Genomic DNA, 23,640 nt, shown 5'->3' with positions numbered 1-23,640 from the left:
TATTGATAGAAATCGCATCAATCCTGAATTTATCCATGCCATTGTCTGACATGTCCCGTGTCGATATGAATAAATTCAGATTTTGGATAATAACCAACGCCTCCCGCTTGCATTGACAAGGCAGCTTTATGCAGGTCAGAAAGTGCATGCCCGGGCAGCCGGATATCGATTGCTTTTCCTTGCATATGGAGGCTTCGTTTTGCAACCCCGCTGCTGTTTGCATTTAACTGTGCATTGGTTGCGGGTGAACGATAACCTGAAATAACGTGGAATTCATTTTGGGACGTCATTTTATATTGTACAAGTTGCAGCATATCCAGAAGATTTCGGTCCATTTCATAGGTTTCGCCTGTGCGATGATCGCGCAGAACTTTTTCAATAGCCGTTAAACCTTCCGATAAGTATTGGCCTTGCGCCCAGTAGGTGGTATTGACGCGCTCGCCTGTATGCAGATTTAAAAAAGCCAGCTTTCTTTCATTCATAGTAAATGAACTTGCTTGTGTTTGCGGTAATGCGAGCAATGTACACGCGCCAATACCTGTTTTCAGGAAATGACGGCGATTAATATGGTGTCTGGTATTTATTTTGGATGAAACGCGTTGATTTTGAGAAAAAGTACAAATTGACATTCAATATCCTCCTTAAACAGGTGTACGCACCCTAGCATGATTTTTCTTTGGTAACAACAACTATGATGCAATTACCAGCGTGCAAACTTTAATGCATGTCTGTCTCTCCCATAAGAATCTGGGGAATAATGAATAGTATGTTGACTATCAACCCATGCGGTCAGGTAAACAATATACGTGGGTAGTGGCTCGGGCAAATTGATCTGTACGGTTCTTCCGGTATTGATTTGTTCGTTGATTTTCCCGGCTGAAGTTGAGGTGCGCAAGGCAAATTCAGCCAGCAATAATGGTTTTTCTAACCGAATACATCCCGAGCTGAATGTGCGGATTTCTCTGTTAAAAAGTGCTTTCGAAGGCGTGTCATGCAGATAAATGCTGAAATGATTCGGGAGCATGAATTTAATGGACCCTAGTGCATTTAGTATTCCGGGTTCCTGACGTAATGCATATGGGAAACGGTTTTTGATTGCGCGCCAGTCGATGGTATTTGGATCTATTGGAGCTGAGCTATAATTGTAATCAGGGTAAACTCTGATTTTCTGGCTGTTGAAATAGCCTGGGTCTTGTTGTTGTTTGGGCAATAGATCTTTGCGGGCAATGCTGGCGGGAATATTCCAGTAGGGATTGACGATCATATGTGTGATACGACTATGAAAACTGGGTGTGGACCGGTAATTACGGCCGACAATAATGCGCATATCAAGAATATTCTGATCATTTTCTACAGCAGCAAGTTGGAATCCCGCAATGTTGACAAGAAGATACCTGCCACCCAAATCGCGGGGCAGCCAGCGCAGGCGTTCCATGCTAATACGCAATTGCTGGATTTTTTCTGAAGGTGTTTTGTTGAGTGCATTTAATGTATTTTTGCCGATAATACCGTCTGCATTTAAGCCATGCTGTAACTGAAATGCTTTAATTGCGCGTACCAGATTGATATCGTACCGATTGCTTTTATCGCTTTCTTCTGACGAAACTAAATGATATTCAATTTTGCCGTGTGTTTCGTAGGCCTGAGCAATACGTGTGCGGATAATCGGAATAACCGGATGAGAATCGCCTGGTCGTAGAAGTGATACATTTGGAATTTGTTGCCATGAAATCTGATTATTGACCAGTTCGCGATACTTTGCCAGTGCTTTTTTAAATAATTGATAGCTGGGAATATTGGGCGCAAGACTTTCTAATGACTGCAGTAAATTATTTGAGCTGGCTGTTCTTAATAAGAAATCGACAAAATCGAAATCCGGTTGTGGAATATGCCAGTCTGGATCTATTTCAGAAGCAGTAAATCTTCCGCGGTATAAATCGTGCGCATATTGCAACAGGGCTAAAGTGGTGCGGAATTCCAGTTCATAGCGCGAAAGCGATGAATGTTCTGTAGCTAATAGCAGCAGCTGTTGCAATCGGTAATTATGGCTATCCAGACCTTCGTCATCCGCAGACGCTATAAAAGACAGAATGGTCTCTATGCGAGATTGCTGCGAGGATGAATTGATCCAAGCCGGCTGATAATTACGGGTCACATAAAATTGTTGTAAAGCTGCTAACTGATGCTTTTCAGTATCATCGTTTGTAGCATGCTGGGATAAAAAATTTTCGAGTTCCTGGCTCAGTGTTCGCGAATTAGGTGTGAGTGCAAATGCTGAGGCAGTGAATAGTAAAAAATACAAGCCAGAGAAAAAAGGTAAAAATCGTATAAATTGCTTCATGCCTTGTCGTGATCGAACAGTGACTTTTGGTTATCGGTTATTTAGGTATGTCTTAGTGTATATAACTGTTAATAAGTATCCTGTATTGTAGTTTACGCTGAGAATTAAAACCGACAAAAATCGAATAAACGTGTTTTTCATAACATATTCTTTTCTGTTTCTGAAGAGAGAGGTATATTTTTGGAAGCGTCCTGCATGATGATGCCTCGGATATAAAATATCTGCACCATAATCATGGGAAACAAATGAAGACGATAAAGTATAAGGCACGATAAAAGGAATTCGTGGTTGAGCGGCTGCTTGTTATTTTGATTGAAAACTTTGAATGAAATAAACAGTCCATATGGAAGGGAAGGTATTATAAAAGAAAGATGTGGAATTTTTATGATCTGAATAGGGTTTTTTGTTAGATATAAAATTGAAAATCCACTTTATAAACAGGGGAATATTGCTATAAAAATCATGATTTTCCCTTGTTAGAGGTGTTGCGGCGTGCTAGAATTTCCCTTCAATTTTGTAGTATTTGAGCGTTATCCTCAATCAAGGAAATTTAAGTTGTGGATAATAAAAAAATTCGGCCAAATTAAAGTAATTGTCGTCGATTGTAGTGTGGTTATTTTTTTTACAAGATGAGATTCCGGTACAGCATCTTCGTGCGCTGACTGAGCAAAAAATGATCAGCTTTGTAACGAAAATGGGTGTGCCTGAGTTCAACAAATTAGTAATAATCATGTGGGGGAAAATATGAGAAGTAAATCAGTAACAACCCTGGCGGGAGTAGCCGCTCTTGCTTTGTATTCAAGCATGGCGGTGGGGTCTAAATACAACTTTCCCGAGCCGCAGAGTGTGATTGCGCAAGAAATTTATGATCAGCATATTATGCTTTTGTGGGTTTGTCTGGTTATTTTTGTCGGAGTGTTCGGCGTTATGTTTTATTCTATTTTAAAACATCGTAAATCGTTGGGCCACAAAGCAGCTAATTTTCATCACAGTATGACTGCTGAAGTAATCTGGACAATTATTCCATGCATAATTCTTGTGGTAATGGCATGGCCGGCAACAAAAACTGTCATTGCAATGAAGGACACTTCCAGCCCGGATATGACCATCAAAGCGACAGGCTATCAATGGATGTGGGGGTATGATTACCTGCAGGGTGAGGGTGAAGGCATTAGCTTTTTCAGCAAACTATCCACACCTAGAGACCAGTTGTATAACAAAGCACCTAAAGGTGAGAACTATCTTCTTGAAGTAGATAATCACGTGGTTGTGCCGGTTGGCAAGAAAGTGCGCATGATCCTGACAGCAAATGACGTGATCCACGCATGGTGGGTGCCTGCGCTGGGTGTCAAGCAGGATGCAATTCCTGGATTCATTCGTGATTCGTGGTTTACAGCGGATAAGCCGGGTATATATCGTGGGCAGTGTGCAGAGTTGTGTGGTAAGGATCACGGTTATATGCCGATCGTCGTAGAGGTTCTTGAGGAAGAGGCATATGCACAATGGGTTGCTGAAAAACTGGCTGGGTCAGCTGATGCTGTTAATCTGGCTGCAGCAAAAACTGATATGGTAGCCGAAGTCGACGAGGCAATCGAGGCTGCTGATAATGCAATTTCAGAAAATAATTAAGAGGAGATAAACTTATGGCAGCAGTACATGGTGATGTACATGGTCACGGTCACGATGACCACCATCCAACTGGCATAATGCGGTGGATTACAACTACCAACCACAAAGATATCGGGTCGATGTATCTGTGGTTTAGTTTAACAATGTTTTTTACAGGCGGTTTCTTGGCAATGGGTATTCGGGCTGAGCTGTTTCAGCCGGGTATTCAGATTCTGGAGCCTGAACTTTTTAACGCATTTACTACTCTGCATGGTTTGATTATGGTGTTTGGCGCCATCATGCCGGCATTTGTGGGTTTTGCTAACTGGCAGGTGCCGATGATGATTGGTGCGCCGGATATGGCCTTTGCCCGTATGAATAACTGGAGCTTCTGGTTGTTGCCTGTGGCAGCGTCGCTGTTGATTGCCTCCTTTTTTGTACCGGGTGGTGCAGCAGCAGGTGGTTGGACATTCTACCCGCCGCTGTCTACACAGGGCGGTTTGGGAGTTGATATGATGATTTTTGCAATCCATATTCTGGGGGCCTCTTCAATTATGGGTGCAATCAATATCATTACAACCATTTTGAATATGCGTGCACCGGGCATGACTTTGATGAAAATGCCTTTGTTCGTTTGGACCTGGCTGATTACCGCGTATTTGTTGGTCTTGGTTATGCCTGTTTTGGCAGGTGTAGTAACCATGTTGCTGACAGATCGTCATTTTGGTACAAGCTTCTTTAATGCAGCGGGTGGTGGTGATCCTGTAATGTTCCAGCATATATTCTGGTTCTTTGGGCACCCGGAAGTGTACATCATGATCTTGCCTGCTTTTGGTATTGTGTCTGAAATTATTCCTACATTTGCACGTAAACCACTGTTTGGTTATGCGTCAATGGTTTATGCGACAGCATCAATTGCAATTTTATCTTGTGTAGTATGGGCGCATCACATGTTTACTGCGGGTATGCCAGCGGTAGGTCAGTTATTCTTTATGTATGCAACCATGTTGATCGCAGTGCCAACAGCGGTGAAAGTGTTTAACTGGACTGCAACAATGTGGCGCGGGTCTATGACATTTGAAACGCCGATGCTGTTTGCAATTGGGTTTATTTTTCTGTTTGTGATTGGCGGCTTTAGTGGCGTGATTTGTGCGATTGTGCCAATTGACGTTCAAGTACAGGATACTTACTACGTGATTGCGCATTTCCATTATGTACTGGTGTCTGGCGCTTTGTTTAGTTTGTTTGCGGGTGCATATTACTGGCTTCCAAAATGGACAGGACAGATGTACGACGAGACTCTGGGTAAAGTGCATTTCTGGTTATCCATGATCTTCTTTAACGTGACATTTTTTGTTCAGCATTTTCTTGGCTTAGCTGGAATGCCGCGTAGAATCCCTGATTATGCGTTGCAGTTTGCTGATTTCAATATGATTTCAAGCATCGGTGCATTTGGTTTTGGATTGAGTCAATTGTTGTTCGTCTATATTGTGATTAAATGTATACGTAGCAAAGAACCAGCTCCTGAAAAACCTTGGGATGGTGCAACGACACTGGAATGGACGCATTTACCAACACCAGCGCCATATCATAGTTTTGAAAAGCCTCCAGTCGTTAAATAAAAACAGAATAGATAGAGATACGTATGTCAGATGAAACGGATTTGAAACGTAAGAAACTGAAGACAGCATTGATTTTGTTAATTACGGTTATTGCAATTTATATTGGCGCATTCTTTTTTAATGATGTTTAGCATCAGTAAATATATGGAAAAATTAGGCTGATAATCATTGCAGTATGAGTTTTACAAAGAATCTGTGGATTACGGCTGTAGCAATTTGTTAATGGATAATAAGTAGAATGGCTAACGATAAAAAAACACTAAGCAATCTCACAATGATGAAAAAATTGTTGATTTTTTCAGTTGTTATGTTTGTGTTTGGTTATGCGATGGTGCCATTCTACGAAAAGTTCTGTGAGGTTACAGGTATTAATAATCTGCTGCAGCCAGACAAACTGGCAAAAGACATGGAAGTTGATACAGAGCGCTGGGTGACCATTGAGTTTGACGCAAATACTAGGGGTTTGCCCTGGGATTTTAAACCAATGCAACGCAGCGTGCGTATTCATCCTGGGGAGCCAGTCGAAGTGATGTACGAGATCACAAATAACTCGGAACGTGAAATTAGTGGACAGGCTATACCGAGTTATAGTCCACGTTTTTTAGATCAACATCTACGAAAATTCGAATGTTTTTGTTTTACGAAGCAGGAATTAAAACCAAATGAAGTGAGGCAGATGCCGGTGCAATTTGTAATTGAACCTAGTTTGCCAAAGGAAATTCATACAGTGACAATTTCATATACTTTTTTTGAATTGCCTGCCGGTTCATCATCGATCAGCGAAAAATAGGAATCAGAATGAGCAATCATGAAAAAGCTCCAGAGCCAACTGTTTTTCAGATAGCAAAGGCAGTGATGTCAGCATTCATAGGCATTAGAAAAAAAAGTGATCTTGAAAATGATGCAGCGAATTTAAAACCAGCACATGTAATTATTGGTGGACTTATCGGTGCAATGCTTTTCGTAGTCAGCATTTTGTTACTTGTCAAAATAGTTGTTAAATGAAATTAAAAATTTAAAAGTAGGAGGGTGAGAATGAGTCAGGAATCGGGTCACTATTATGTACCAGCTCCGTCAACATATCCGATTATCGGATCGTCAGCGTTGTTGTTCTTGGGTTTTGGTGCGGCATTGTCGATGAATAGAATTGAGCTTGGCTATGGTATGTTGGCCATTGGCTTTGCAATTTTATTTTATATGTGTTTTCGCTGGTTTGGGACAGTAGCTGCAGAAAGTGAAAGTGGCAAATATGGCATGGATGTTGATAAATCATTCCGCTGGGGGATGACATGGTTCATATTTTCAGAAGTTATGTTTTTTGCAGCATTCTTCGGCGCGCTGTTCTATATGCGCAACTTGTCAATACCTTGGCTGGTGGAAGAAAGCGAGGTTCTGGGCCAAGCGTTTTGGGGTGCTTATGAAGGTGGCTGGCCAACAACAGGTCCCGGTGAATTTGAAGAGTATACCGCAATGGGTCCTTGGGGATTGCCGGCGATCAATACATTGATATTGCTAACTTCAGGTGTAACGATTACGTATGCGCATTGGGCGATTAAAGAAAATCGGCGTGATGCACTTAAAAAATGGATGTTGGCAACAATTGCCCTTGGTGCACTGTTCTTAGGCTTGCAAGCTTATGAGTATGTACATGCTTACCAGGATCTGAATTTGAAATTGGATACAGGTGCATATGGATCAACCTTCTTCATGCTGACAGGCTTCCATGGATTCCATGTGACACTCGGCACAATCATGCTGATCGTAATATATTTCCGTTGCGCAGCAGGACATTTTACTCCGGAAAAACACTTCGGCTTTGAAGGGGTCGCCTGGTATTGGCACTTTGTTGACGTGGTTTGGTTAGGTCTCTTTATTTTCGTGTACTTGCTATAACGAAATAAAGAAAATAGTCTTATAGAGATTCCAGCTTTTGCATTGCAGTAGTCGTTTAACTGAGATTGATTCATGTAAAAGACTGGAATCTTTTTTACAATAGTCATTGTATCCAGAATGAACGATATAACCACAGCAGAAAACAGCGTATTACTATGACTTTGGCAGGTTATCAATTTAGACCGAAGTTATGGGCCGTAGCGATTACAATCTGTATGGTGTGGATCTTTCTGGAGCTGGGTAAATGGCAATTGTCACGCGCTGACGAAAGAAAATCTCGTCATGAGCAGCTTGAACAATTGTCACTAGAGCCCGTGGTGACGGTTCCAGGCAGTTTAATCAGGTTAGAAGATTTTCAATATCGACAAGTCGATGCGAGAGGGAAATATCGATCTGAATATACGATTTTCTTGGATAATAAGACTTATAAAGGTCGCGCCGGTTATCACGTGCTCACGCCGCTGCAAATCGCCAATAGTCAATGGTATGTCATTATTAACAGAGGTTGGGTGCCGGTTGGTTATGATCGCTCCATTCTCCCGGAAATACCGACTGTAGCTGATGAAACGCTTGTTACTGGCACCGTTGTTTCACCTGAATTAAAAATGCTTGAATTATCAGATCATACGGTGTCCGGCGTTGTATGGGATAGTTTTAATTTGGAACGCTATAAAGAAATGACGGGATTCGATTTGCAACCGATAATGATTTTACAAAAAAACAAAGTAGAGGACGGCTTAATTCGCGATTGGGATAGACCTGATTCAGGTGCATCAAAAAATATCGGGTACGCAATTCAGTGGTTCACCTTGGCTATAACAACTATCATTATTTTCCTGGTGTTAAATGTCAAACGAAGAAGTAAATAAAAAATCCAACAGGCGCAAGCTGATAATTATGTTGGTGTTGTTGCTTTCACCGGTTGTGATTTCATATACCCTTTTTTTTATGGGTTATCGTCCCGGTAGCATTAATTATGGCGAACTTTTAGATGTGCAGAAATTATCAGGTTCAGGGGTTACGCAAAAAACTAACATTATTTTCAGGATAAAAGATTTGCACGGTAAATGGATAATGTTGACGGTTGATTCTGGTCAATGTGATGAGTCCTGTCGTTCAAAGCTCTATTATATGCGCCAGATTCGTACAATGCAGAACAAAGAAATGCACCGGATAGAGCGTTTATGGCTGGTAGATGATAATGTGCCAGTTGAAGACGAATTATGGAACGAATACGATGGCACTATTATTGTGAATGCGCGCGATAGTGAGTTGCTTGACCTGATCCCAACCAAAGAAATACAACGTAATCATATCTATTTGATTGATCCACTCGGAAATTTAATGATGCGCTTTCCTGAAAATATTGAACCCAGAAAATTGAGCGATGATATTAAACGACTGTTACATGTGTCCCAACTAGAACACTGATTAAATATTGACAAAACGGATTAAGATACCTAGTAATTAACTGTCTGAATTGAAAGTAATTCATAAAAGAAATGTAGGAGGTGATTAGAATGGCAACGAGTTTAGTATGGCATGAAACAGCATCACGTATAAACCAGTTTTATCGATTAACAAAACCAAGAGTAGTCTCGTTGATCGTGTTTACAGCGGTGATTGGAATGTTTTTGTCGGTGCCGGGTGCGGTACCCATTGATGTACTGTTTTTTGGCACTTTAGGTATTGCGCTGGTTGCGGGTGCGGCAGCTGCACTCAATTGTCTGGTTGAACAGAAATTGGACGCCGTCATGGCCAGAACGAAAGGCCGCCCGTTACCACAAGGTAAAGTGAACGTACCTGAAACCACGTTATTTTTACTGCTTATCGGCGGCTTTGGTTTGTTTATTCTTTATGAATGGATTAATCCACTGACGATGTGGCTGACCTTAGGTACTTTTGTAGGTTATGCAATTATCTATACTGTCATATTAAAACCACTGACGCCACAAAACATAGTAATAGGCGGTGCTTCTGGAGCGATGCCGCCAGTATTGGGCTGGACTGCTGTGACAGGTGAGATTACTGCAGATGCACTACTGTTATTTTTGATTATTTTTGCCTGGACACCGCCTCATTTCTGGGCATTGGCGCTATATCGTAAAAAAGAATACGCTTCCATTGGAATGCCCATGCTTCCCGTGACGCATGGTGATCAGTTTACAAAGTTACATGTACTGCTGTATACAGTTATTCTGTGTATCATTACGATATTTCCTTATCTGACGCAAATGAGCGGTCTTATATATATAGCGAGTGCAGCTGTATTGAACGCAGTATTTATGTATTACGCAGTCGAGATATATCGTAATTACAGTGACCAGTTGGCACGAAAGGCATTTCGCTACTCGATTTTATATCTTGCATTGCTATTTGTGGCATTATTGGTTGATCATTATTATTATTTTTGACCTATTGATTTTCAGAACTTTGTAAGTGAATAATTAAAAAAGCCCGGTAGAGAAATCATAATGCCGGGCTTTCGCTTGTCGAATGGAATATCTTCTGAGTGACATCTACTTAACCGGGACGCTATGAATGGCGGGTCAAGGCTCTGGCGGTAATGTGCTTGCGGCAATTTGCAGTTTCCTCATACCTGGCTTGGGTCAATTGGTACAGGGGAGAGCGTTACCTGCCTTGTTATTTTTTCTCGTTGTGAGTACAAATTATTTTTTTGCTGTGTTGATTATACCGGCGGTCATCGGAGGCGTAATTCACCTATGGTCGGTTCTGGATGCTGCAAGGTTTAGAGAACTTGGTTAATTGTACAAACTAGTTAAACGATTAATTCGATTCTTGTATAGTTTCTTGTATCAATTGAAATAACGACCGATAGCTTTTAGGTGGTTTGTCACTAACTTTCTCCTTAAACGTATTCCTTGTCAGTGAACGGATCTGCTTGATATCAGCAGTTGGATATTGCTTGATAAACTCTGTTAATGCGTTTGCATCATTTAAGAGCCGTTCACGCCAGCGCTCTATCTGATGCAATTGAACCTTCTGAGCGAAGGGAATCTGTTGCCAGGTGTTAAGCTTTTCCTGAATCGGCAATATGTCAATTTTTCGCATTAATTTTCCGATATATTGCATCTGACGTTGACGTGCGCCAAATTTATTGATCCGACGCGCCTCAAAAATTGCTTCGAGTAACATTTCCTGTAAATTTAATTCTTCAAGCTGCCTGTCATTAAGCTCAACCAGTTGTTCGCCCATTTTTTGTAACTTATGCATCGCTTGCTTACGCTGCGTTTTGCTTGGCTTATTGGCGTTATCGTTGTCTTCAAATTTTTTATCGGGGTTATTTTGCACGGCCATTTGGGTTAGGTAGAATTGATAAGAATGATCATAACGTTTCGGTTGGGATTTAACCAGTTAATAATGAAAGCGTCTGCAGCAAAAATTTAACCATAACGGCTTTTTCCACTTTTGCGTAGATTACGATTTTAAGTAACCATACGATGTGCTATTCATAAGCTGTTATCATAGCGCTTTTTTATGTATTGTAATTTAACACGCTATGCGCATCTTGCAAGGCGGTTTTCTGACAAAGTTAATGATTTTATGAATAAGTTATCGACAACGAACACATATACCCGTTTTTCATATCCTTTTTCCAGACTCCAGGAAATCGCACGCGACATCCTGGAACAAGCCAGACGAAGCGGTGCCAATGCGTGCGAAACGCATGTGTCCGATGGTTTTGGACAGACTGTGACTGTGCGCAAAAGCGAAGTGGAAACAATAGAATATAATCGTGATAAAGGGCTTTCAGTAACCGTTTACATTGGCCACAAGCGCGGAAATGCCAGTACATCCGATTTTTCACCTCAGGCGATTAGTGATACGGTTTCTGCTGCGTTGTCGATTGCACGCCATACAGCTGAAGATGAATGTTCAGGATTAGCAGATGCGACGCTTCTGGCGCAGACTTTCCAGGATCTGGATTTGTATCATCCCTGGGATTTGTCTGTGGAGGAAGCGATAGCACTTGCACGCGACTGCGAGCAAACTGCATTTGCTGTAGATAAACGTATTACCAATTCTGAAGGTGCCAGTATATCGGTTGATGAATCGCAATTTGTGTATGCCAATAGCCTGGGTTTTCTTGGAGGATATCCGTATTCGCGACACAGTGCCAGTTGTGTGGCGATCGCAGAGCAGGGCGATTCGAAACAAAGAGATTATTGGTACAGCGTTGCACGTGATACCCGTGATCTTGAATCAATTGGCCAAATAGGCCGAAAAGCCGGGGAGCGAACCGTTGCCCGGCTGGGTGCGCGCAAAATAGCAACCTGTGACGTGCCGGTATTATTTGAAGCGCCTGTGGCATCAAGCGTGATTGGACATTTTGCCTCTGCAGTCAGTGGTAGTAGTCTTTATCGTAAATCTTCTTTTTTATCGAATAGCATTGGTCAGCAGGTTTTTGCAGATAATATCAATATACGTGAATTGCCACATTTACCAAAAGGCCTGGCCAGCGGTTTCTTTGATGACGAAGGTGTGGCGACTGTTGAACGTGATGTTGTTTCAAACGGCATAGTGAACGGTTACTTTCTGAGTAGTTATTCTGCACGTAAACTTGGCATGCAAACGACAGGAAATGCCGGTGGTGCTCATAATCTGATTATCGACGACGGGAAGCCGATGGCTTTTGCAGCCATGCTTAGAAAAATGAACAAAGGGTTGTTGGTTACTGAATTGATGGGTCATGGGGTGAATTCGGTTACAGGTGATTATTCACGCGGTGCATCCGGTTACTGGGTAGAAAATGGTGAGATCTGTTACCCCGTTGAAGAAATTACAATCGCGGGGAATCTGAAAGAAATGTTCCGCGGTATTTCAGCGATCGGTGACGATGTTGTTGTCCGCGGCTCCAAACAAAGTGGTTCCATCTTGATAGATCATATGACAATTGCGGGCGGCTAAATTTGCGCTGACTATGGAAGCCTTGCGCAAATTCGAGTGTGCAGTAGGCCGATTGTCCGGCGCTTTTGGCTGGCTGGCGGGTTGGTTGTGCATTTTGATGGTCGCTGTCGTTTTTATAGATGTCATTGCACGTTATCTGTTTGACTCCGGGTCAATCGCAATGCAGGAAATGGAATGGCATTTGTTCGCTGCCGTTTTTCTGTTAGGCGCGGCATATACCATGCGTGAAAACGCGAATGTACGGGTCGATGTCTGGTACGAAAAAATGTCGACCCGCAACAAAGCTGTGATTGATGTCTTTGGTACAGTATTTTTTGTGATACCCATGTGTACATTGATTTTGTACAGTTCGTTCGATTTTGTTGCCTATTCGTATGAAGTTCAGGAAGTATCAAACGATCCGGGCGGACTGTCTTATCGTTTTGTATTCAAAGCGTTGCTTCCACTCGGTTATTTTCTTGTATTAATTCAGTCATGTGCTTTTGTTTCCCGTAATATCCGTTTGCTGGCGGGTGATACAGCGATGCCGGCCAAGAGTAACAAGTCGTATCAAGAAAAATTATGATCGCACTGATCATGTTCATCGTCTGTCTGCTGATGCTGACATTGGGTTATCCCGTTGCATTTACATTTGGTGGTGTGGCGGTATTGTTCGGGTTATATACACAAGGACTTGATCTTTTTCTGTTGGTAGCATACCGCCTGCATGCAATTATGACCAATGTCACCCTGATGGCGGTACCGCTTTTTATTTTCATGGGACTGATCCTCGAAAAATCGGGTATTGCAGAAAGAATGCTTGAGTCCATGGGATTATTGTTCGGACATGTGCGGGGTGGTCTGGCTGTTTCCACAGTTGTGGTTGGTATGTTGCTGGCGGCATCGACCGGTGTAGTAGGCGCTTCGGTTGTTACCATGGGTTTGATTGCCTTGCCGGTGATGCTGAAATACAGCTATGACAAAAAGTTGGCCAGCGGTGTGATCTGCGCTTCGGGTACGCTTGGGCAGATTATTCCGCCTTCCATCGTGCTTATCATTCTTGGCGATGTCTTGCAACAGCCTGTAGGTGATTTTTACCGTGCTGCACTGCTGCCCGGTCTGTTGCTGGTCGTGTTGTATATCATTGTATGTCTGGTTGCTGCCTATTTAAAGAAAGATTTCGCACCCCCGATACCACGCAGCTCCGCTTTGAGCACCGTTCATTATTGGCAGGTATTTAAAGCGATCGTACCTGCACTGGCACTGATTATGGTAGTACTGGGCACTGTTATTGCCGGTGTTGCTACACCGACAGAATCAGCAGCCATGGGAGCAGTGGGGGCGATTATTCTGGCGCTGCCAGGTGGCCGCTTCCGGTTCTCCATGCTGCACCAGGTCGCGATGGAAACGACTAAAATCAGCGCAATGGTGTTTACCATTCTGGCGGGCGCTACGTTCTTTTCGATGGTATTTACCTATACCGGCGGCGATGAGGCCGTTGAGGAAATCATGCAATATATTCCTGGTGGTCAATGGGGGTTTGTTATATTAATGATGCTCGTCATTTTTTTGCTTGGCTTCTTTATCGATTTTGTCGAAATCGCCTATATTTTTGTACCCATGATTGCGCCTGTACTGCTAAAACTGGACATTGATCCACTTTGGTTTGGCATCCTTATCGCCTTAAATTTGCAGGCGTCATTTTTGACGCCTCCTTTCGGGTTTTCACTGTTCTATCTGCGAGGAGTAGCACCCGCATCGGTCAGTACCCTGGAGATCTATCGTGGTGTTATTCCTTTTATTTTTCTGCAGCTGATTGCATTGGCGATTGTGATGGTGTTTCCAGGAATTGTCCGTGTGTTTTGATGCATGCACTATAGCTGTTTTTAGCAAACAAATCTCTTAAATAGAAGGCATAAACTTTGCTTAAATGAGCAATGGTGTTTGCTTGTACTCGGTTAGACTGCCACATATTATGAATACAGTTCAGGCAATAAGCATACTGAATTACACTGGGTGTATTGGTTCGTTCTGGGTGTAGGGTGTAAGGAATCACTTCGCGATACAGGATCATGGGTATACAGGGTCAAATATGAAGGACGTCTTTCTTGGCAGGCTGCCAATACTTGACAGCAAGCAGAATATAGCGGCATTTGAATTGTTGTTTCGTGATAACCAACAAAATGAAGTCAGTGTCACGGATAATCGGGCAGCCTCGGCAAGTGTCATTATTGATACCTACGGACAGCTGGGTATTGAAAATGTCATGGGGAGGCGGCGCGGTTTTATAAAAGTGGACGCCAAATTTTTATTAAGTGATGCGGTTTTTCTACTTCCAAAAAATCATATAGTTTTTGAAATACTCAGAAGTGTTGAAATTAATGATGAGATTATTCAGCGCTGTTCAGAGTTAAGCCGTAAAGGCTATCAGATCGCACTTTCCAGTGTAGTTCGTATAGATAAGCAGTTTGAGCGTCTGTTGCCATTGGTCAATGTCGTTAAAATAAATGTCAACGCGTTAAATGAAAAGGAATTAACCTGTCTGATTAATAATTTAAAACGATGGCCGGTTTTACTGCTCGCTGAGAAAGTTGAAAACCGTAAAACTGCAAAAAAGTGCATAGCCCTGGGCTTCAATATGTTGCAGGGTTTTTATTTTGCAAAACCGGAGATTATTTCCGGCAAGCGGATCGACCCTTCCAAATTGTCATTGCTGAAATTACTTCTGCTCATTGTCAAAGATGGCGATGTTACTGAAATTGAGAATGAATTCAAATATCAGCCTGGCTTAAGCTATAATCTGCTGCGCATGGTCAATTCTGCGGCCACAGGTATGCCCAAAACGATTAATTCAATTAAACGGGCCATCATGATACTGGGCCGGAAACAGCTACAGAGGTGGGTGCAGATATTGCTGTATACCGCCAAACAAAAGGATGGCAGTTCGTCCGATGCATTAGTTCAGACAGCCTCAGTTCGTGGCAAATTGTTAGAACTTATTGCAATTGCAGATCGCCCTCATGATAAAAATCATCACGACCGCGCCTTTATGGTGGGTGTTTTATCGTTACTTGATGCCCTGCTGGACATGGAAATGTCCGAACTTGTGGAAACGCTCAGTATACAAAAGGATATGGGTGATGCGTTATTGTCACGACGTGGATATCTAGGTCGTCAACTGGCATTAATTGAGGCGCATGAGCAAGGTGAATTTGAAACAGTGCTAACGGCGCTGACAGAGCTGGGTTTTATCAGCATGAGTGAATTTACCGTAATGGAGCTCGAGGCCCTGGCCTGGGCAAACCGTATCAGCGAAATGGTAAATTCGCCGGATTAATTGAATCATGGTTGAAGAGAGGTTATGCTTCCGGGATTTCCAAGTCCTCAAGCGCTTTTAATTCATTATTGGTAAAGCCTGCTTTTTGCCTGGCTTCAAAATGAAAAGGACCGGATATTTTTCCCGTAAAATACTGGTTCAGCAAACTGCGGAATGTCTGTTCAGAGTTCAGACCGCGTTGATTGCAAAAATATTTAAACCAGTGTGAACCTATTTTTACATGGCCGATTTCGTCTTGCATAATAATTTCCAGTAGAGCAACTGTTTTGTCTTCACCTGCGTTGCGTAAGCGTTTTATAATGCCGGGTGTTACATCCAGCCCTCTGGCTTCCAGGACACGTGGGACAAGCGCCATGCGTACCATCGGATCAAAAGCGGTTTTCCTGGTCATCTCCCATAAACCGTTGTGAGCGGGAAAGTCGCCGTAGTCATGCCCGAGTTCATTGAGGCGTTCGCGCAGTAATTGAAAATGGTAGGCTTCTTCGTGGGCTACGTGCAACCAGTCGCCGTAAAATTGCTTTGGTAGACCACGGAAACGATATACAGCATCCCAGGCAAGATGAATGGCGTTGAACTCGATATGTGTCACCGCATGAATCAGTGCGGCCAGCCCTGCTTTTGTCCCCAAGCGCCGCTTGGGGACATCTCCGGGCATCACCAGAACAGGCTTGTCTGGGCGTCCTGGTTCGCTGATCGGTTCAGGTTTGCACGTTGGTTCAAGCGATAATAATCCTTGTTGCCAGGCCTGTGAAGCTTCTTGTGTCAAATATAGCTTTTCTTCGATCTTACGGGATTTCAAACAGCGTTCGGCTGCTTCAAACAGGGAATTCATAACGACCTACAAATACAGATATGTCAAAAAAATGTATTGTCGCGTGTTTTTCAGGTAAAAGCCATTAGCGATAATCCATGCGCCTTCTCAATTGGCGGGTATGCATATATCAATCTGGTGAATTTTGCAACAGATACGCGATAATACCACTTGAAATCTACCGCTTCCCAATCAAGATGCATGGTGTCCATCAGGCGCTCGAATCCGGTTAATATTGCAATGGGCAGTTGCTTGGCGCATTCGATTTTACGGTTGCGTGTTTTCCGGTAGTCGACGGTATCGGCGTTAATAAAGAATCCAAAATAGCTTCTGTCCAGTCGATAGATACGCAGATAGATTCTGTGGAGTTCTGGCTGGATAATTGCCGGACTGGCTGCAGTGCCCGCGGGGAACGCGATTTGGTCCCGAAGCGTTTGGACAAGCTCATAATATCGCCGCCGGGGACGGGTTTGGTGATCATTTTAACTTCCACGCTAAGCGCATCGATAAGATAGCAATCATTGGTAACCTGAGTGGTCGGCACCTGAAGACCGGCGGATTTGGCAAAATGCAGTACTTCCAGTTTATTGGTGTGCCGGCCGATTTAATTGCGATTCAGTGTGCACATTTGCGGGGAAGTGGCCAGCCAGTCGTTAAGCATAGTAAACCAGGACAGGGAACGGTAATTGGTATCGGTGTCACCGGTGCGAAACTCATGCCGGTCATCAAATAAAGTGGCCCGTCCGTGTATCGCATGCCCAGCCTGTCATGTAAGTTTTTCCAGCATGTGCTATTGTAGAATACTCCATGAATTGTGTCAGGTTGTGTAATTAAAATGAAAATGAAATCTGCTCAGAACAATATATTTGTGTTTGGTGCAGATCAATTTAATTTAGCCCAAATGCAGGCACTGGATTCTGCAGCGAATTACCGTTTTCATGAGCTTTTCAGTTTTCGTCAGGTAAAGTCAGGTCTCGAATTTCCCGTCAAGGCTTTATATGAAGGCGCGCTTGAGCAATTGAAACGGTTTCCCGGTTCTGTAGACGCCATTGTAGGATACTGGGATTTTCCGGTCAGTATCATGTTGCCATTGTTGCGAAAACCCTATGGCCTGGCGTCGCCCAGTTATGAAGCGGTGCTTAAGTGCGAGCATAAATACTGGTGCCGTCTGGAGCAAAAAAAAATCGTGCCGGAATATATCCCCGATTTTTGTGCGGTCAACCCTTTTGCAGATGAGCCTGGCCAGTCGATTACAGTTGCTTATCCTTTCTGGATAAAACCGGTCAAAGCAGCTTCCTCGCATTTGGGCTTCAAGGTGCGTAATGATGCCGAGCTTAAACAGGCGATCCAGACCATTCGCAGAAAGATTTTCCGTTTTGCCAATCCATTCAACTATATGCTGCAATTTGCCCGGTTGCCGGATGAAGTGGCAAACGTGGATGGGAATTATTGCATAGTTGAGAGCATTATATCCCGGGGGCGGCAATGCACACTTGAGGGCTATGTTTATCAGGGTGAGGTTACTGTTTACGGTGTTGTTGATTCAATCCGCGAGGGTCAGCACCGTTGCAGTTTTGCGCGATATCAATACCCGTCGATGATTCCACAGCGTATTCAGCAGGAAATGACCGCGGTTACCCGACATTTTCTCGAGTATATCGATTTTGATAATGGGCCTTTCAATATCGAATATTATTGGGAGCACCATCAGCATGCGGAGGACAAAATCTGGTTGTTGGAGATTAATACGCGCATTTCCAAGTCACACTGCCCGCTGTTTCGTGATGTGGACGGCGCTACGCATCAAAAAGTCATGCTGGAACTCGCACTGGGACAGAAACCTGATTTTCCATACCGTCAGGGCAACTATAAAGTAGCCGCTAAATTCATGTGGCGGATTTACAAAGACGCTTATGTTAGACATGTGCCGACAGCGAACGATTTGTCAGTCCTCAAACGGCAGTTTCCAGAGGCAGATATTCAACTGCATATACACAGCGGTATGTATTTGTCGGAACTCAAGGATCAGGACAGTTACAGTTATGAAATCGCGGTCATCTTTCTGGGGGGTAACACTCAGAAAGAATTACTTCAGAAATACCGTGATGTACAACAGGCAATGCGTATCGAACTTGAGCCCGTCGATCGGCAGATATCCAATTAAGGTATTCATATGAAAATCGTTAGCGATTTTCCGCACAGGATTCGGCATATCGAGCATCTTTGGATTGCGATGCCCGATGGTATAAGGTTAGCCGCGCGTATCTGGATGCCTGAAAGTGCCGAAGCCAGTCCTGTTCCGGCCATACTCGAATATATTCCTTACCGTAAACGCGATGGCGTGCGTTTGCGCGATGAAACAATGCACCCGTACTTTGCTGGTCATGGTTATGCCTGTATACGTGTGGATATACGTGGCAGCGGTGATTCAGAAGGCGTATTGTGTGACGAGTATCTGCAGCAGGAACTCAATGATGGCGTCGCGGTAATTAAGTGGCTGGTACAGCAATCATGGTGCAATGGTAATGTAGGTATGATAGGCATTTCCTGGGGTGGTTTTAATGGACTGCAGATTGCAGCAATGCAGCCACCGGCGCTTAAAGCAGTTGTCAGCGTGTGTTCCACGGATGATCGTTATGCGGATGATGTACATTATATGGGCGGATGCCTGCTCGGAGACAATCTTTCCTGGGCTTCGACCATGTTTGCTTATAACTCACTGCCGCCAGACCCGGCTATCGTCGGGGGCAAGTGGCGCGATATGTGGTTTGAACGGTTACAGGGCAGTGGCCTCTGGCTGGAAATCTGGCTGCAGCATCAGCATCGCGGTGAATACTGGCGGCATGGTTCTATTTGTGAGGATTATTCCAGAGTGAATATCCCTGTGATGGCGGTCAGTGGCTGGGCTGATGGTTATTCCAATGCCGTATTTCGCTTGCTGGCAAATTTATCGGGCCCCCGTTTAGGATTGATTGGACCCTGGAGTCATAAATATCCGCACTTGGGCGTGCCCGGACCGGCAATCGGTTTTTTGCAGGAATGTCTTCGCTGGTGGGATAAATGGCTCAAGAACCAGGAAACGGACATCATGGGTGAACCCATGCTGCGCGCATGGATGCTCGACAGCATGCCGCCGTCGACATTTTATCATCAACGCTATGGCCGCTGGATAAGTGAGTCATGCTGGCCTTCTCCCAATATCATGCCGCGTATATACAAACTGGATGAATACCGCCTGGTCGATGAAGATAATAATGTGGCAGCGCATGCTCTGACACTGCAATCACCGCTGAGTAACGGTTTATTCGCTGGTAAATGGTGCTCGTACAGTGCAACGCCGGATTTGCCACATGATCAACGAGAAGAAGATGGTGGTGCATTGTTGTTTACCACCACACCATTGCTGGAAACACTTGAAATACTGGGTGCGCCGGTGCTTGAACTGGAGCTGTCGGCGAACCGGCCAGTGGCGATGATCGCTGTTCGCTTATCCGATATGCGCCCGGACAACAAAGTAACTCGTATCACTTATGGTATGCTGAATTTAACTCATCGTGACAGTCATGCCGATCCGTCATCCTTGCAACCAGACAAGGTGTATCCGGTTCGTGTGCAGTTAAATGATGTGGCGCAGAGTCTGCCAAAAGGACACCGTATTCGTATCGCAATTTCTTCATCCTATTTCCCTTTAGCCTGGCCGCCGCCACAGTCTGCACAATTGAAAATCCATATTGGCAGTAGCCGTTTGATACTGCCGGTACGCACGCCAAGAGAAGAATGTATCAATTTCCCTGATGCCGAAGCATCCGTCAGTAGCCAGCAGCGGCAGATCAAGGAAGGGCATCATAACTGGCGTGTTATCCGGGAGCTGGATCAGGATATCTCAACGCTCGAAGTAATTAATGATAACGGGCTGTATCAACTTGAAGATATTGATCTGAAGGTGCAGCGTAAAACCGAAGAATGGTATTCCTACCAGGGTGATGACTTTAGCTCAGCGAAGGGTGAAACGCTGTGGACGAGAAGTTTTGAACGTGGAGACTGGCAGGTTAAAACAATTACACGTACGGTGTTGCGCTGTGATGAAAATTATTTTTACCTGGATGCCGAACTCGATGCTTATGAAGCAGGCAAACGGGTTTTTTCAAAAAACTGGAATCGCCGTATAAGGCGGAAGCTTGTTTGATGGATGCGCTTTAGAAGATACCCGGTAAGCGCATCAGCATATATTTGCCAAATCTGAAACGTTCCTTTAAATTATCGCCAAATCAATTCAACAGGTCATGCAAATGTCGAATCTACCGCAACAAAAACATATTTATCAGAACCACCATATGGACAGTACACGCTGGGATTATTTTGTACCGCGCGATGATGATATAGTCATTGCCACGTCGTATAAGGCGGGGACGACATGGACGCAGGCAATCGTTGCGCATCTGCTCTTTCCAGATGGCTGTTTCCCCGCAGCGCCCTTTGAAATGTCACCGTGGCTCGACATGCGCATTATGCCGCTCGAAATTGTGTTGAACAAATTAAAAGCGCAGCAGCATCGCCGTTTTATCAAAACACACCTGCCGCTGGATGGCCTGTCTTATAACGCAAACATCAAATATCTCTATATCGCCCGCGATCCGCGCGATGTGTTTATGTCTTTATGGAATCATTACACCAAGATGAAGGACGAGACGCGCATGCTGATGAATATACTGTCCGGCCGGGAAGGTGATGAACTGCCGCCCCCACCGGATGATATTCATGATTTCTGGCGCGGCTGGATAACACGTGGCGCATTTGCATGGGAACATGACGGCTGGCCGTACTGGTCGCATCTGTCAAACGTGCGATCCTGGTGGGATTTTCGTCATTTGCCCAATATCGAACTGTTTAACTATGGCGATATGCTCACAGATACCGAAGGGGAGATTCGGCGCATGGCGGCGTTTCTTGAGATAGAGATACCCGAAAATGCCTGGAGCGGCATTGTCAAAGCAGTTTCGTTTGCTGAAATGAAAAATCAGGGTGAACTGTATGCACCCGGAGGCGGAGAATTATGGAAGGGCGGCGCAAAAACTTTTCTGCACAAAGGGACCAATGGGCGCTGGCGTGATGTGCTCTCTAATGATGAGCTGGCGCAATACGATGCTGCTTGTGATCGTGTATTGAACAAGGAATGCCGTGCGTGGCTTGAGAATGGCGTCCTTTAACAGGTCGTTGAAAAAGGTTTTCGAGATGGCCGATGCGAGGTAATAGCAGGCGGGAAACGAAGCTTATTTATAGTAAATGAGCATTTTGAACCTGTTTATAATGTAACAGCAGCATCGCAACGACAAACTGGATAGATCATCGATAATGCAAAAAACAACAACCAGTGACGCGGCACTGCATGTTTCACTGCCAGAAGAGCAGCCCGTATTGCGTATGGTGCCGACATCATCAGATACGAATTATGCCGGCGATATTTTCGGTGGCTGGATCATGTCGCAGGTCGATATCGCAGGCAGTATTCCGGCCATCCGACGCGCACGCGGCCGGGCTGTCACCGTGGCCGTGAACTCGTTCGTATTCAAACAACCGGTGCTGGTGGGCGATCTTGTCAGTTTCTATGCAGACATTGTCGGGGTAGGACGAACATCGATTACTGTAGATGTGGCGGTATACGCCCAGCGCGGTGCGCGGGAAGGCGGCGAGGAAATATGTATTAAAGTGACCGAAGCGGTATTGACTTATGTTGCCATCGACAACGACCGGCGACCAAGGGAAGTGCCGAAGGCATGAACAGAGGCTTTTGCACGGCAAGCAGCATGGTTGTACTGCAATAATGCTATAATACCGTTTTCAATCAGTTGGTTATAGGAATGGGCATGAGTTTCTCAGACTGCTATGTCACGCACCGCACCCGCAAAGGCAACTTTTGATTTAAATTCCGGTGAATGATTTCTACGTTTCTTGCTCATTTTCTGTACTCCTTTTATTTATAAAAATAATCATACAGAAAATAACTCCTTAACTTACCCCCTCCCGGTGTCCAAATAACCGGGGCCACTTCACAATGGCCTGGTGTCAGTGATAGAAACTATCGCTGCCAATGCGCATGATAGTAAACCGATGTTGGCATTGCTTGATAAAGCTGCGATCAAAGCAGGTTCGCGGCTGCATGGTGACAAGGCCTATTGTAGTCAGAAGCACCATGAAGCTTTAAAGACGCGTGGGATCAAAAACGGCATCCAGCATAAAGCGGTGAAGAACAAACCGCTGACCCGGCGACAATTACAACGTAATCGCCTCATTACCAAATCCCGGTATGTCGTGGAGCGTACTTTTGGCAGTCAGGCACGTTGGTTCGGCAGCAAAATACTACGTTATCAGGGGCTGGATAAAGCACATGCCTGGCATGTGCTGCTTGCTGTGGCATATAAGCTGAAAAGGTTACCTAAGCGCTATATACAAAGTTTAACGGTACAGGAGAAATGCGCCTTTTAAATAGGAAACAGCGATAATAAGCCAATGATCATGTCACTCTACGGGTCTGAATGGTTCAAGGTGAGTCAAATTGCATAAAAATAGCTGTAGCTAAAATATGGAATTCTGAAACCCTGGTTTTGTAAAGATCTCTAAGTGTCGAAATTGTTTACACTAAGGATGGTTATTGAAATTACTATAATTTTCGTATTTTTTTAGCAACACCCAATCCTCATAAATACTTCAACCGTATGTTTATTAGACTATTATTTATTTATCATGAGGCGGATCACACACAGCCATTTGTCTTTTGTCATCAAATAATACAAAAAATATTTGTTCTGGTCATCAAAAAACTGTAAAGAATACCTTACACTTACTATAGGAATCCCTCTATATTTACACAAATTGTGTCTTATAAACTACTAGCCCTATCAATCAATTATCCCATCATTTTTTACTCACCAATAATACCATTATAATACAGCATGTTATGCCAGGTCATTTGTCAATATAAAGTATTGGCATTATATGTGCTTTTGATTAATTGAAGAGCAAATTGGTTCCTTTTTCCTTGTGGGCAGGTTGAAGGCTTGCTCTGAACAGCTATTTATTAAAATGTTTTTACCTAAAAGAAACAAAAACTTTGGAGTATTAC

The 23,640-nt window shown here is 43.9% G+C and carries 22 protein-coding genes and 1 pseudogene; 19 read left to right on the top strand and 4 right to left on the bottom strand.

Annotated elements, in window-relative coordinates:
• Nucleotides 1-29: 29 nt before the first annotated feature.
• Both mepK and C8R11_RS09725 read right to left on the bottom strand, forming a co-directional pair.
• Nucleotides 30-629 carry a peptidoglycan L,D-endopeptidase MepK gene (gene mepK / locus C8R11_RS09730; protein ID WP_107795530.1) on the bottom strand — a complete coding sequence of 200 codons (600 nt, stop codon included), beginning with the start codon at nt 627-629 and terminating at the stop codon, nt 30-32.
• Between the two features lie 71 nt (nt 630-700).
• Nucleotides 701-2,341, bottom strand: a complete 1,641-nt coding sequence (locus C8R11_RS09725; protein ID WP_107795529.1) for a L,D-transpeptidase family protein — start codon at nt 2,339-2,341, stop codon at nt 701-703.
• An 804-nt stretch (nt 2,342-3,145) separates the two neighbouring features.
• Between C8R11_RS09725 and coxB the strand changes: the two are divergent.
• The 9 genes and pseudogenes from coxB to C8R11_RS09680 all read left to right on the top strand — a co-directional run.
• Nucleotides 3,146-3,886: pseudogene (coxB, locus tag C8R11_RS09720) on the top strand (cytochrome c oxidase subunit II); the annotation flags it as partial.
• Between the two features lie 98 nt (nt 3,887-3,984).
• Nucleotides 3,985-5,571, top strand: coding sequence for a cytochrome c oxidase subunit I (gene ctaD, locus C8R11_RS09715; protein ID WP_107795527.1), 1,587 nt, complete (start codon nt 3,985-3,987; stop codon nt 5,569-5,571).
• A 238-nt stretch (nt 5,572-5,809) separates the two neighbouring features.
• Nucleotides 5,810-6,361, top strand: a complete 552-nt coding sequence (locus C8R11_RS09710; protein ID WP_107795526.1) for a cytochrome c oxidase assembly protein — start codon at nt 5,810-5,812, stop codon at nt 6,359-6,361.
• An 8-nt stretch (nt 6,362-6,369) separates the two neighbouring features.
• Nucleotides 6,370-6,576 (top strand): DUF2970 domain-containing protein, encoded by a 207-nt coding sequence (locus C8R11_RS09705; RefSeq protein WP_107795525.1) that lies wholly within the window; start codon nt 6,370-6,372, stop codon nt 6,574-6,576.
• A 30-nt stretch (nt 6,577-6,606) separates the two neighbouring features.
• Complete coding sequence (locus tag C8R11_RS09700) at nt 6,607-7,464, top strand: cytochrome c oxidase subunit 3 (RefSeq protein ID WP_107795524.1); 858 nt, start codon at nt 6,607-6,609, stop codon at nt 7,462-7,464.
• A 155-nt stretch (nt 7,465-7,619) separates the two neighbouring features.
• Nucleotides 7,620-8,333, top strand: coding sequence for an SURF1 family protein (locus tag C8R11_RS09695; RefSeq protein ID WP_107795523.1), 714 nt, complete (start codon nt 7,620-7,622; stop codon nt 8,331-8,333).
• Nucleotides 8,311-8,895, top strand: coding sequence for an SCO family protein (locus C8R11_RS09690; protein ID WP_090701761.1), 585 nt, complete (start codon nt 8,311-8,313; stop codon nt 8,893-8,895). Before C8R11_RS09695 ends, C8R11_RS09690 begins: the two co-directional genes overlap by 23 nt.
• Before the next feature lie 89 nt (nt 8,896-8,984).
• Nucleotides 8,985-9,878 carry a heme o synthase gene (gene cyoE, locus C8R11_RS09685; RefSeq protein ID WP_090701758.1) on the top strand — a complete coding sequence of 298 codons (894 nt, stop codon included), beginning with the start codon at nt 8,985-8,987 and terminating at the stop codon, nt 9,876-9,878.
• Nucleotides 9,879-10,005: 127 nt separating this feature from the next.
• Complete coding sequence (locus C8R11_RS09680; RefSeq protein ID WP_090701755.1) at nt 10,006-10,230, top strand: DUF6677 family protein; 225 nt, start codon at nt 10,006-10,008, stop codon at nt 10,228-10,230.
• A 21-nt stretch (nt 10,231-10,251) separates the two neighbouring features.
• Here C8R11_RS09680 and yjgA read toward each other — a convergent pair whose 3' ends face one another.
• Nucleotides 10,252-10,782 (bottom strand): ribosome biogenesis factor YjgA, encoded by a 531-nt coding sequence (gene yjgA, locus C8R11_RS09675; protein WP_107795522.1) that lies wholly within the window; start codon nt 10,780-10,782, stop codon nt 10,252-10,254.
• 246 nt (nt 10,783-11,028) lie between these two features.
• On the opposite strand from yjgA, the gene pmbA reads away from it, so the two are divergent.
• The 4 genes from pmbA (at nt 11,029) to C8R11_RS09655 (ending at nt 15,709) form a co-directional block, all read left to right on the top strand.
• Nucleotides 11,029-12,393 (top strand): metalloprotease PmbA, encoded by a 1,365-nt coding sequence (pmbA, locus tag C8R11_RS09670; protein ID WP_107795609.1) that lies wholly within the window; start codon nt 11,029-11,031, stop codon nt 12,391-12,393.
• A gap of 13 nt (nt 12,394-12,406) precedes the next feature.
• Nucleotides 12,407-12,958, top strand: coding sequence for a TRAP transporter small permease subunit (locus tag C8R11_RS09665; RefSeq protein ID WP_107795521.1), 552 nt, complete (start codon nt 12,407-12,409; stop codon nt 12,956-12,958).
• On the top strand, nt 12,955-14,238 hold the full coding sequence (locus C8R11_RS09660; RefSeq protein ID WP_107795520.1) for a TRAP transporter large permease: 1,284 nt from the start codon (nt 12,955-12,957) through the stop codon (nt 14,236-14,238). The genes C8R11_RS09665 and C8R11_RS09660 overlap by 4 nt, the downstream gene beginning before the upstream one ends.
• Before the next feature lie 226 nt (nt 14,239-14,464).
• Nucleotides 14,465-15,709, top strand: a complete 1,245-nt coding sequence (locus C8R11_RS09655; protein ID WP_090701747.1) for an EAL and HDOD domain-containing protein — start codon at nt 14,465-14,467, stop codon at nt 15,707-15,709.
• Nucleotides 15,710-15,731: 22 nt separating this feature from the next.
• On the opposite strand, the gene C8R11_RS09650 is transcribed toward C8R11_RS09655, so the two are convergent.
• The gene (locus tag C8R11_RS09650) at nt 15,732-16,541 is read right to left on the bottom strand and encodes a ferritin-like domain-containing protein (RefSeq protein ID WP_107795519.1); all 810 of its coding nucleotides are present in this window, start codon (nt 16,539-16,541) and stop codon (nt 15,732-15,734) included.
• Between the two features lie 361 nt (nt 16,542-16,902).
• Between C8R11_RS09650 and C8R11_RS09645 the strand changes: the two genes are divergently transcribed.
• The 6 genes from C8R11_RS09645 to C8R11_RS09620 all read left to right on the top strand — a co-directional run bounded on the left by C8R11_RS09645 (nt 16,903) and on the right by C8R11_RS09620 (nt 23,003).
• The gene (locus C8R11_RS09645; protein ID WP_107795518.1) at nt 16,903-17,253 is read left to right on the top strand and encodes a hypothetical protein; all 351 of its coding nucleotides are present in this window, start codon (nt 16,903-16,905) and stop codon (nt 17,251-17,253) included.
• A gap of 102 nt (nt 17,254-17,355) precedes the next feature.
• Entirely contained in the window at nt 17,356-18,684 is a 1,329-nt protein-coding gene (locus C8R11_RS09640) for an ATP-grasp domain-containing protein (protein WP_219908577.1), read from the top strand.
• A gap of 9 nt (nt 18,685-18,693) precedes the next feature.
• Nucleotides 18,694-20,706 (top strand): CocE/NonD family hydrolase, encoded by a 2,013-nt coding sequence (locus C8R11_RS09635; protein WP_107795517.1) that lies wholly within the window; start codon nt 18,694-18,696, stop codon nt 20,704-20,706.
• A 103-nt stretch (nt 20,707-20,809) separates the two neighbouring features.
• Nucleotides 20,810-21,727 carry a sulfotransferase domain-containing protein gene (locus C8R11_RS09630; protein ID WP_107795607.1) on the top strand — a complete coding sequence of 306 codons (918 nt, stop codon included), beginning with the start codon at nt 20,810-20,812 and terminating at the stop codon, nt 21,725-21,727.
• A 145-nt stretch (nt 21,728-21,872) separates the two neighbouring features.
• Nucleotides 21,873-22,298 (top strand): acyl-CoA thioesterase, encoded by a 426-nt coding sequence (locus tag C8R11_RS09625; protein WP_107795516.1) that lies wholly within the window; start codon nt 21,873-21,875, stop codon nt 22,296-22,298.
• Nucleotides 22,299-22,580: 282 nt separating this feature from the next.
• Nucleotides 22,581-23,003 carry a transposase gene (locus C8R11_RS09620; protein ID WP_280523890.1) on the top strand — a complete coding sequence of 141 codons (423 nt, stop codon included), beginning with the start codon at nt 22,581-22,583 and terminating at the stop codon, nt 23,001-23,003.
• Nucleotides 23,004-23,640 lie beyond the last annotated feature (637 nt).

Origin of the sequence: Nitrosomonas aestuarii (assembly GCF_003046585.1) — a bacterium.
GTDB classification, from domain to species: Bacteria; Pseudomonadota; Gammaproteobacteria; order Burkholderiales; family Nitrosomonadaceae; genus Nitrosomonas; species Nitrosomonas aestuarii.
Note: the sequence above shows the minus strand (reverse complement) of the source record. Positions and strands in the feature narration are given on the sequence as shown.